Origin of the sequence: Streptomyces sp. NBC_00354 (genome assembly GCF_036106915.1) — a bacterium.
Lineage (GTDB): Bacteria > Actinomycetota > Actinomycetes > Streptomycetales > Streptomycetaceae > Streptomyces.
The window spans coordinates 6,529,642-6,540,939 of record NZ_CP107983.1 but is presented as its reverse complement, the minus strand read 5'-3'; the positions used below and the strand labels follow the sequence as shown (position 1 = coordinate 6,540,939).

7 protein-coding genes are annotated in these 11,298 nt (G+C 69.8%); 5 read left to right on the top strand and 2 right to left on the bottom strand.

All coding sequences use genetic code 11. The features are described from left to right. Positions 1 to 383: 383 nt before the first annotated feature. Together OHT74_RS29985 and metH are read right to left on the bottom strand one after the other, a co-directional pair. Positions 384 to 1,085, bottom strand: a complete 702-nt coding sequence (locus OHT74_RS29985) for an HAD family hydrolase (protein WP_266668607.1) — start codon at positions 1,083 to 1,085, stop codon at positions 384 to 386. A gap of 114 nt (positions 1,086 to 1,199) precedes the next feature. Continuing rightward, complete coding sequence (metH, locus tag OHT74_RS29980) at positions 1,200 to 4,712, bottom strand: methionine synthase (protein ID WP_328621908.1); 3,513 nt, start codon at positions 4,710 to 4,712, stop codon at positions 1,200 to 1,202. A gap of 251 nt (positions 4,713 to 4,963) precedes the next feature. Here metH and OHT74_RS29975 point away from each other — a divergent pair, with 251 nt between their 5' ends. The 5 genes from OHT74_RS29975 (at position 4,964) to OHT74_RS29955 (ending at position 11,209) form a co-directional block, all read left to right on the top strand. Continuing rightward, entirely contained in the window at positions 4,964 to 5,731 is a 768-nt protein-coding gene (locus OHT74_RS29975) for an IclR family transcriptional regulator (RefSeq protein ID WP_328621907.1), read from the top strand. A gap of 312 nt (positions 5,732 to 6,043) precedes the next feature. Then, positions 6,044 to 6,826, top strand: a complete 783-nt coding sequence (locus tag OHT74_RS29970; RefSeq protein ID WP_328621906.1) for an MIP/aquaporin family protein — start codon at positions 6,044 to 6,046, stop codon at positions 6,824 to 6,826. A gap of 75 nt (positions 6,827 to 6,901) precedes the next feature. Continuing rightward, a complete protein-coding gene (gene glpK, locus OHT74_RS29965; RefSeq protein ID WP_328621905.1) occupies positions 6,902 to 8,443 on the top strand; it encodes a glycerol kinase GlpK in 1,542 nt (513 codons plus the stop codon). A gap of 41 nt (positions 8,444 to 8,484) precedes the next feature. Then, a complete protein-coding gene (locus OHT74_RS29960) occupies positions 8,485 to 10,092 on the top strand; it encodes a glycerol-3-phosphate dehydrogenase/oxidase (RefSeq protein WP_266668599.1) in 1,608 nt (535 codons plus the stop codon). Positions 10,093 to 10,219: 127 nt separating this feature from the next. Continuing rightward, positions 10,220 to 11,209, top strand: a complete 990-nt coding sequence (locus tag OHT74_RS29955; RefSeq protein ID WP_328621904.1) for a PAC2 family protein — start codon at positions 10,220 to 10,222, stop codon at positions 11,207 to 11,209. Positions 11,210 to 11,298 lie beyond the last annotated feature (89 nt).

Genomic DNA, 11,298 nt, shown 5'->3' with positions numbered 1-11,298 from the left:
TGACGATCGGTCCACGCGGTCCGGGCACATGGGTGTGCGTCCGGGTCAGCAGAGGTGCGGCGTAGTGCCCGCGTCGACATTAGTGGCCTGGGACGGGATGGCTTGAACTGGCAGGACTTGGGGCGTAATCGCACGGTGATGGGTGCGGACTGCCTGTCCATGTGGGAGTCACCGCAGATTCGGTCAGGAGCTGATCAATCCGGACACAAGGGAAGCTTTCCATGCCCCTGGACAGGTCCGTAGGGGGCTTGGCGCGTGACAAAGGTCACCCAGGACAACCGCCAGGGAAAGGATGGAATTTCAGCCTCCGGGCCATGGAACGGAAAATCCTTCCGCGGGACCTCGGTCGGGCGGGCGTTCCGTTCGGCACTGAGCGTGTGCGATCAGTTCATCGGAGTGATGAGGGAGCGCAGGAACGGAAGGTCGACGTCCTCCAGCGAGCGCACGACGGTGCGGCCCGGGGCGGGCGCGATGACGCCGACCGAGGGGACGGCCACGACCCGGCAGCCGGCCGCCTCGGCGGAGGCGACGCCGGTCGCGGTGTCCTCGATGACCGCGCAGCGCGAGGGGTGCGCGCCGAGGGTGCGGGCGGCCAGCAGGTACGGGTCGGGGTGCGGCTTGGTACGGGCCACCTCGTCGCCGGCCACGCTCAGCGCGAACCGCTCGGGGCCCAGCGAGCGCAGCACCCGGTCGATGACGCGGCGGTGCGAGGCGGAGACGAGGGCGGTGGGCACGTTGTGCCGGGCCAGCTCGGCCAGCAGCCGCTCGGCGCCCGGCATCAGCGGGACCTGGTCGGCGATCCGCGCCTCGAAGCGCTCGTTGAGCAGGACGCTCAGCTCCGAAAGGGTGATGGCGGCGCCGGTGGACTCGATGAGGAAGGCGGCGCTGCGGGTCATGGGCCCGCCGACGACGATGTCGCGCCAGGCCTCGTCGAGCCGGTGACCGAGCTCGCCGAAGACGTCCACCTCGATCTCCCACCAGAAACCCTCGGTGTCGACGAGGGTGCCGTCCATGTCGAGCAGCACCGCCTGCAGGGCATGCCCGTCGGCCGTACGGGCGACGGGCGCGGGAACGGTGCTGGTCATCCGGCACACCTCTTTCAGGGGACGAGAAGGCCGGTCACCTCTTCCCCATGGGGCATCCCCCGGGGGAACAGGCGACCGGCCTGTATGGGACCGACAAGTGTACGTCGGTCCGCGTCAGCGTGCGTTGAAATACTTCGCTTCGGGGTGGTGGATGACGATCGCGTCGGTGGACTGCTCCGGGTGGAGCTGGAACTCCTCGGAGAGGTGGACGCCGATCCGCTCCGGCTGGAGGAGGTCGGCGATCTTGGCGCGGTCCTCCAGGTCGGGGCAGGCGCCGTAGCCGAGCGAGAAACGGGCGCCGCGGTACTTCAGGTCGAACATGTCCTCGACCGCGGCCGGGTCCTCGCCGCCGAAGCCCAGCTCGGCGCGGACGCGGGCGTGCCAGTACTCGGCCATGGCCTCGGCGAGCTGCACCGACAGGCCGTGCAGCTCCAGGTACTCGCGGTAGGAGTCGGACTCGAACAGCTTGGCCGTGGCCTCACCGATCTTCGACCCGACGGTGACGACCTGGAGGCCGACGACGTCCGTCTCGCCGGACTCCTCCGGGCGGAAGAAGTCGGCGAGGCACAGGCGGCGGCCGCGGCGCTGGCGCGGGAAGGTGAAGCGGGTCCGCTCGTTGCCGTCGTCGTCGAGGATGATCAGGTCCTCGCCCTTGGACACGCAGGGGAAGTACCCGTAGACCACCGCGGCCTCGAGCAGGTTCTCGGTGTGCAGCTTGTCGAGGAGGCCGCGCAGCCGCGGCCGGCCCTCGCTCTCGACGAGCTCCTCGTACGTGGCCCCGCCTGCGCGGGCCTGCTTGAGGCCCCACTGGCCCTTGAAGAGGGCGCCCTCGTCCAGCCAGGAGGCGTAGTCCTTGAGCGGGATGCCCTTGACCACGCGGGTGCCCCAGAACGGCGGCGTCGGGACCGGGTTGTCGATCGCGACGTCGGAGCGGCCGCCGGGCTCCTCGGGCTCCTCCGCCTGGAGGACCGGAGTGTCCCGCTTGGCCACCCGGCGCTGCTTCAGCTCGGGCAGGGAGGCGCCAGGCACGCCGCGCTTGACGGCGATCAGGGCGTCCATCAGGCGCAGGCCCTCGAAGGCGTCGCGGGCGTAGCGGACCTCGCCCTCGTAGATCTCGTGGAGGTCCTGTTCGACGTAGGCGCGGGTCAGGGCGGCGCCGCCGAGGATGACCGGGTAGTCGGCCGCCAGCTTGCGCTGGTTGAGCTCCTCCAGGTTCTCCTTCATGATCACGGTCGACTTCACGAGCAGCCCGGACATGCCGATCACGTCGGCCCTGTGCTCCTGCGCGGCCTCCAGGATCGCGGAGACGGGCTGCTTGATGCCGATGTTGACGACGTTGTAGCCATTGTTGGTGAGGATGATGTCGACGAGGTTCTTGCCGATGTCGTGGACGTCTCCGCGGACGGTGGCGAGGACGATGGTGCCCTTGCCCTCGTCGTCGGTCTTCTCCATGTGCGGCTCGAGGTACGCGACGGCCGTCTTCATGACCTCGGCGGACTGCAGGACGAACGGCAGCTGCATCTGGCCGGAGCCGAACAGCTCACCGACGACCTTCATGCCCTCCAGCAGGGTGTCGTTGACGATGTCCAGGGCCGGACGGGTCTGCAGGGCCTCGTCGAGGTCGGCCTCCAGGCCGTTCTTCTCCCCGTCGATGATGCGGCGCTGGAGCCGCTCGTCCAGGGGCAGCGCCATGAGCTCCTCGGCGCGGCCGGCCTTCAGCGACTTGGTGTTGACGCCCTCGAAGAGGGCCATCAGCTTCTGCAGCGGGTCGTAGCCCTCGGCGCGGCGGTCGTAGATCAGGTCGAGGGCGGTGCCGACCTGCTCGTCGTCGAACCGGGCGATGGGCAGGATCTTCGACGCGTGGACGATCGCCGAGTCCAGGCCCGCCTTGACGCACTCGTCGAGGAAGACCGAGTTCAGCAGCACACGGGCGGCCGGGTTCAGGCCGAAGGAGATGTTCGACAGGCCGAGCGTGGTCTGGACGTCCGGGTGGCGGCGCTTGAGCTCGCGGATCGCCTCGATCGTGGCGATGCCGTCGCCCCGGGACTCCTCCTGACCGGTGCAGATCGTGAAGGTCAGGGTGTCGATGAGGATGTCCGACTCGTCGATGCCCCAATTGCCGGTCAGGTCGTCGATCAGCCGTTCGGCGATGGCGACCTTGTGCTCGGCGGTGCGGGCCTGGCCCTCCTCGTCGATGGTCAGCGCGATCAGCGCGGCGCCGTGCTCCTGCGCCAGCCGGGTGACCTTGGCGAAACGCGACTCCGGGCCGTCACCGTCCTCGTAGTTGACGGAGTTGATGACGGCGCGCCCGCCGAGCTTCTCCAGGCCGGCCCGGATGACGGGAACCTCGGTGGAGTCCAGGACGATCGGCAGCGTCGAGGCCGTCGCGAACCGGCCGGCGAGCTCCTTCATGTCGGCGACGCCGTCGCGGCCCACGTAGTCCACGCACAGGTCGAGCATGTGCGCGCCCTCGCGGATCTGGTCGCGGGCCATCTCGACGCAGTCGTCCCAGCGGGCCTCCAGCATCGCCTCGCGGAACTTCTTCGACCCGTTCGCGTTCGTCCGCTCGCCGATCGCCATGTACGAGGTGTCCTGGCGGAACGGGACAGTCTGGTAGAGCGAGGACGCGCCGGGCTCCGGCCGGGGCTCGCGGGCGGCCGGGCTCAGGGCGCGGACCCGCTCGACGACCTGGCGCAGGTGTTCCGGGGTCGTACCGCAGCAGCCGCCGACGAGGGAGAGCCCGTACTCGCGGACGAAGGTCTCCTGGGCGTCGGCGAGCTCGGGGGCGGACAGCGGGTAGTGCGCGCCGTTCTTGCCGAGGACGGGCAGGCCGGCGTTCGGCATGCAGGAGAGCGGGATGCGCGAATGCCGCGCCAGGTAGCGCAGGTGTTCGCTCATCTCGGCGGGGCCGGTGGCGCAGTTCAGGCCGATCATGTCGATGCCGAGCGGCTCCAGCGCGGTGAGCGCGGCGCCGATCTCGGAGCCCAGCAGCATGGTGCCGGTGGTCTCGACGGTCACGGAGCAGATCAGCGGGACGGAGACGCCGAGCGCCTCCATCGCGCGCCGGGCGCCGATGACGGAGGACTTGGTCTGGAGGAGGTCCTGGGTGGTCTCGACGAGCAGGGCGTCAGCCCCGCCGGAGATCAGGCCCTCGGCGTTGACCTGGTAGGCGTCGCGGATCGTCGCGTAGTCGATGTGGCCGAGGGTGGGCAGCTTGGTGCCGGGGCCCATGGATCCGAGGACCCAGCGCTGCTGTCCGCTCTTCGCGGTGTACTCGTCGGCGACCTCGCGGGCGATCCGGGCGCCGGACTCCGACAGCTCGAAGTTGCGTTCGGGGATGTCGTACTCGGCGAGTGCCGCGAAGTTCGCACCGAAGGTGTTGGTCTCGACGCAGTCCACGCCCACCGCGAAGTACGCGTCGTGCACCGTGCGCACGATGTCGGGGCGGGTGGCGTTCAGGACCTCGTTGCAGCCCTCCAGCTGCTGGAAGTCCTCCATCGAAGGGTCCTGCGCCTGGAGCATCGTTCCCATGGCTCCGTCGGCGACGACCACGCGGGTCGCGAGTGCCTCTCGGAGGGCGTCGGCCCTGGTCTGGGTGTCAGCGGGCGGGTTCGGCAACGAGGCCATGGTTGAGCTCCCTGGGATGCGACGGCTGTCGGCTTTGCACCCTTGCTGTGTCAAGGGTGCACGCGGTCAGGGTAACCGCGCGGCACCAACCCCGGTGGGGGTGTCCCACGTGGCGGACTGCATTCTGTGCGCGGGGGTCTGCCAGGGGTGTCCTGGTCGACGGGCGCCTGAACAGTTGCCCAATATGCACAAGGTCGACATCGACCGATACTGTTCAGCATTGTCGAACTACGTCAGCAGGAGGCTGCGCGATGGCACGGAACATCCAGTCGCTCGAACGAGCCGCTGCGATGCTGCGACTCCTGGCAGGCGGCGAGCGCCGGCTGGGCCTTTCGGACGTGGCCAGCTCCCTGGGCCTGGCCAAGGGCACGGCGCACGGGATCCTGCGCACGCTGCAGGCCGAGGGCTTCGTGGAGCAGGACCCCGCCTCGGGCCGGTACCAGCTGGGCGCGGAGCTGCTGCGCCTGGGCAACAGCTATCTGGACGTGCACGAGCTGCGGGCCCGTGCGCTGGTCTGGACGGATGATCTGGCCCGGGCGAGCGGCGAGAGCGTCTACGTGGGCGTGCTCCACAAGAGTGGGGTGCTGATCATGCACCACGTGTTCCGTCCGGACGACAGCCGTCAGGTGCTGGAGGTGGGCGCCATGCAGCCGCTGCACTCGACGGCCCTCGGCAAGGTCCTGTCGGCGTACGACCCGGTCGCCCATACGGAGGCACTGGAGGCGGAGCGCGAGGCGTTCACGCCCCGGACGGTCACGGACGGCGCGGGTTTCGAGGAGGTCCTCGACCTGACCCGGGCGCGCGGCTGGGCCGCAGACGTCGAGGAGACCTGGGACGGTATCGCCTCGGTGGCGGCGCCGATCCACGACCGGCGCCGGATGCCGGTGGGTGCGGTGGCGGTCGCGGGGGCCGTGGAGCGGGTGTGCGCTGAGTCGGGGGAGCCCCGGGCGAGCCTCGTGGCGTCCGTACGGGACTGTGCGCGCGCTGTTTCACGCGACCTCGGCGCGGGCCGGTTCTAGGCCCCTTCCAGCGACTTTCAGCCACAGCCTGGCCGCTTTCTGTCCTCTTTTCGTCATATCCCGGCCATCTGATGGCCGGGTTTGGCTGATCGCACCTAGTGGTAACGATCCGACACTTTGGCCTGGCCGACCCTTGACGCGTTCTTCACTTGAGCGGAAAACTGCCGTTCATCGGTCGGCATTGTCGAACACCTACCGGCAATACGCGTTAGGGTGTGGCAAGGCCAAGGACCGGTGAACCACTCACCGAGTGCGCGGACCACCGGACGGGACCCGGTGTCCGCCCACCCCTGCAAGGCAAAGGAGTCGCGGGTGTCCACCTCCGACATCTTCATCGGCGAGACCATCGGTACCGCCCTGCTCACACTGCTCGGCGGTGGCGTCTGCGCCGCCGTGACACTCAAGAGCTCCAAGGCCCGGAACGCAGGCTGGCTCTCCATCACGTTCGGCTGGGGTTTCGCCGTTCTGATCGCCGCCTACGTGTCCGCCCCGCTCTCCGGTGCACACCTCAACCCGGCGGTCACCGTCGGCCTGGCCATCAAGAACAGCGACTGGAGCGACGTTCCGGTCTACTTCGCCGGACAGCTCCTCGGCGCCATGCTCGGCGCGGTCCTGATGTGGGTCACGTACTACGGACAGTTCCGGGTGCACCTCTCGGACCCGGAGCACATCCGTGACGCCACGCTCGGCCCGGAGGACCCGCACCCGCACGACCAGGCCGGCCCGGTCCTCGGTGTCTTCTCCACCGGCCCCGAGATCCGCAACATCGTCCAGAACCTGACGACCGAGATCATCGGTACGTTCGTCCTGGTCATCGCGATCCTGACCCAGGGCCTGCAGGACGACGGCAAGGGCCTCGGCGTCATCGGCGTCCTGATCACCTCCTTCGTCGTCGTCGGCATCGGCCTCTCGCTCGGCGGCCCGACCGGCTACGCCATCAACCCGGTCCGCGACCTCGGTCCGCGCATCGTCCACGCCCTGCTGCCGCTTCCCAACAAGGGCGGCTCCGACTGGGGATACTCCTGGATCCCGGTGGTCGGCCCGCTCGTCGGTGCCGCCCTCGCCGGTGGTCTGTACAACATCGCGTTCGCCTGATCAGCATCGGCACGTATCGCAAGATCCGCACTGCCCACCTGATTCCGCCTACATAGACCTGCCAGGAGCAGCCACATGACCAGCAGCACCGGCCCCTTCATCGCCGCGATCGACCAGGGCACCACCTCTTCCCGCTGCATCGTCTTCGACCGCGACGGCCGCATCGTCGCCGTCGACCAGAAGGAGCACGAGCAGATCTTCCCGAAGCCGGGCTGGGTCGAGCACGACGCCACCGAGATCTGGACCAACGTCCAGGAGGTCGTCGCCGGGGCCATCTCCAAGGCCGCCCAGGACATTCCGGGCTTCACCGTCGCGGACGTCAAGGCCGTCGGCATCACCAACCAGCGTGAGACCACCGTCCTGTGGGACAAGAACACCGGCGAGCCGGTGCACAACGCGCTGGTCTGGCAGGACACCCGCACCGACGCCCTCTGCAAGGAGCTCGGCCGCAACGTCGGCCAGGACCGCTTCCGCCGTGAGACCGGCCTCCCGCTGGCGAGCTACTTCGCCGGTCCGAAGGCCCGCTGGCTGCTCGACAACGTCGCCGGCCTGCGCGAGCGCGCCCAGGCCGGCGACATCCTCTTCGGCACCATGGACTCGTGGGTCATCTGGAACCTCACCGGTGGCGCCCAGGGCGGTGTGCACGTCACGGACGTCACCAACGCCTCGCGCACCATGCTGATGAACCTGCACACCCTCGCCTGGGACGAGAAGATCGCGGAGTCGATGGAGGTGCCGCTCGACATCCTCCCCGAGATCAAGTCCTCCGCCGAGGTCTACGGCCACGTCAAGGACGGCGTCCTCGCCGGTGTCCCGGTCGCCTCGGCGCTCGGTGACCAGCAGGCCGCGCTCTTCGGCCAGACCTGTTTCTCCGAGGGCGAGGCCAAGTCCACGTACGGCACCGGCACGTTCATGCTGATGAACACCGGCGACAAGGTCATCAACTCCTACAGCGGCCTGCTGACCACGGTCGGCTACAAGATCGGCGACCAGAAGCCGGTCTACGCCCTGGAGGGCTCCATCGCCGTCACCGGCTCGCTCGTCCAGTGGATGCGCGACCAGATGGGCATGATCAAGACCGCGGCCGAGATCGAGACCCTCGCGCTCTCGGTCGACGACAACGGCGGTGCGTACTTCGTGCCGGCCTTCTCCGGCCTGTTCGCCCCGTACTGGCGCTCCGACGCCCGCGGTGTGATCGCCGGCCTCACCCGATACGTCACCAAGGCGCACATCGCCCGTGCCGTCCTGGAGGCCACCGCCTGGCAGACCCGCGAGATCACCGACGCCATGACCAAGGACTCGGGCGTCGAGCTCGCGGCCCTCAAGGTCGACGGCGGCATGACCTCCAACAACCTGCTGATGCAGACCCTCTCCGACTTCGTGGACGCCCCCGTGGTCCGTCCCATGGTCGCGGAGACCACCTGCCTCGGCGCCGCCTACGCCGCCGGCCTGGCCGTCGGCTTCTGGCCCGACACCGACGCCCTGCGCGCCAACTGGCGCCGCGCGGCGGAGTGGACCCCGCGGATGCCCGCCGAGCAGCGGGACCGCGAGTACAAGAGCTGGCTCAAGGCCGTGGAGCGGTCCATGGGCTGGGTCGACGACGAAGACGCCAGCTGACCGCACTCAGCTGAGTCAATCGACGAGGAGCTAAGAGAGATATGAGCATCCCGCAGAGCGTGACCGCACTGGGCACGCACCCGACCGCCGGCTCGAACCCGAGCCGCGCCGAAACCCGTGAGCAGCTGGCGAAGGCCACGTACGACCTGCTCGTCATCGGCGGTGGCATCCTGGGCACCTCCGTGGCCTGGCACGCCGCGCAGTCGGGTCTGCGGGTCGCCATGGTGGACGCCGGCGACTTCGCCGGCGCCACCTCCTCGGCCTCCTCCAAGCTCGTCCACGGCGGTCTGCGCTACCTGCAGACCGGCGCGGTCAAGCTGGTCGCCGAGAACCACCACGAGCGCCGGGTGCTGGCCAAGGACGTGGCCCCGCACCTGGTCAACCCGCTCACCTTCTACCTGCCGGTCTACAAGGGCGGACCGGTGGGTGCGGCCAAGCTGGGCGCGGGCGTCTTCGCCTACTCCGCCCTCTCGGCCTTCGGCGACGGCATGGGCAAGGTCATATCCCCCGCCCGTGCCGCCGCCGACAACCCCGGCCTGAAGACGGACAACCTCAAGGCCGTCGCGGTCTACTACGACCACCAGATGAACGACTCCCGCGTCGCCGTCATGACGGTCCGCGCGGCCGTCGAGTCGGGCGCCGTCGTCCTCAACCACGCCGAGGTCACCGGCCTGCGCATGACGCGCGGCCGGGTCACCGGTGCCGAGCTCAAGGACCGCCTCGACGGCACCGAGTTCGGCGTCGACGCACGCGTCGTGCTCAACGCCACCGGCCCGTGGGTGGACCACCTGCGGCGCATGGAAGACAAGCACTCGATGCCGTCGATCCGCCTCTCCAAGGGCGCGCACATCGTCATGAAGCGCAAGTCGCCGTGGAAGGCCGCCATGGCCACCCCGATCGACAAGTACCGCATCACCTTCGCCCTCCCGTGGGAGGACCAGCTGCTGCTCGGCACCACCGACGAGGTGTACGAGGGCGACCCGGCGGACGTGCGCGCCACCGAGTCCGACATCCAGCAGATCCTGGACGAGGCCGCATTCTCGGTGAAGGACGCGGACCTCGACCGCTCGCTGATGACGTACGCCTTCGCCGGCCTGCGGGTGCTGCCCGGCGGCCCCGGCGGCGTCGAGAAGGCCAAGCGCGAGACGGTCGTCTCCGAGGGCGCGGGCGGCATGCTGTCGGTGGCCGGCGGCAAGTGGACGACGTACCGGCACATCGGCCGCGTGGTCATGGACAAGCTGGCCAAGCTGCCCGGCAGCCCGCTCACCGACGACATGGAGCCGGTGAAGTCGCTCGTACGCCGGATCGCGCTGCCCGGTGTCGCCAACCCGAACGCCGTCGCGCACCGCCTGCTGGTGGACCGCGAGCCCGGCACGCGGATGGACCCGCTGACCGCCCGCCACCTGGCCTCCCACTACGGCTCGCTGGCCTTCGACATCGCGCGCATCGCGAACGAGGACCCGGCGCTGGCCGAGCGGATCCACCCGGACGGCCCGGAGATCTGGGCGCAGGTCGCCTACGCCCGGGACAACGAGTGGGCCGAGACGGTCGACGACGTGCTGCGCCGCCGCACCACGGTGACGGTCCGCGGCCTGGACGACGACTCCGTGCGCGCGCGGGTCGAGGAGATGCTGAGCCGCAAGGCATAGCTCGTACGCAGGTGGGGAAGAGGGGCGGTTCCGAGGGGAACCGCCCCTCTGTCGTGGGCTGTGGCTGGTGTCGTCCCAAGGCTTAGGCTGACCCACGTACGCAAGGGAACTTCGGAAGGAGACCTGGGTGATCGAGCTTGAGCGCGTGCCCGAGCTGATCGACCCGGTCATGGTGGCCGCGTTCGAGGGCTGGAACGACGCGGGTGACGCGGCCTCCGGTGCGGTCGCGCACCTGGACCGGGAGTGGAAGGGCGAGGTCTTCGCGGCGCTGGACGCCGAGGACTACTACGACTTCCAGGTCAACCGGCCGACGGTGTGGCTGGACAACGGGGTACGGAAGATCACGTGGCCGACGACGAGGCTGTCGGTGGTCCGGATCGGCGGCGCGAAGCCGCGTGACCTCGTGCTCGTACGGGGTATCGAACCGTCCATGCGGTGGCGGTCGTTCTGCAACGAGATCCTGGGCTTCGCCCACGAACTGGGCGTGGAGATGGTGGTGATCCTGGGGGCGCTCCTCGGGGACACCCCGCACACGCGGCCGGTGCCGGTCAGCGGGGTCACCTCTGACCCGGACCTGGCGCGCACGATGGACCTGGAGGAGACCAAGTACGAGGGCCCGACGGGGATCGTGGGCATCCTCCAGGAGGCCTGCACCCACGCCGGGGTGCCCACGGTGTCCCTGTGGGCGGCGGTCCCGCACTACGTCTCCCAGCCGCCGAACCCGAAGGCGACGCTGGCCCTGCTGAACCGGCTGGAGGATCTGATCGACATCCGGATCCCGCTGGGCGAACTCCCGGAGGACGCGCGGGCGTGGCAGCTCGGCGTGGACCAACTGGCGGCGGAGGACAGCGAGGTGGCGGAGTACGTCCAGACGCTGGAGGAGGCGCGGGACACGGCGGATCTGCCGGAGGCGTCGGGCGACGCCATCGCCCGGGAGTTCGAGCGGTACCTGCGGCGCCGCGACCCGGCGGCGCCCTCGGCCGAACCGGGCGACGGCTCGTACCTCCGCGACACGAGCAGCGGCCTGACCCGCCCCCCGAAGCGCAAGCCGGACCCCGAGCCGGGTACGGACCCGGAACCCCCGTCCCCCGACGAGGGCGACACCCCGGACGCGTAGCCGGTCCTCGAACGCCGGACGGGCTGTCCGTGGCCCCGCCGGCGTTCGGGGCGCGGGGTCCGGGGCGGAGCCCCCGGGGGCGCCTCCCA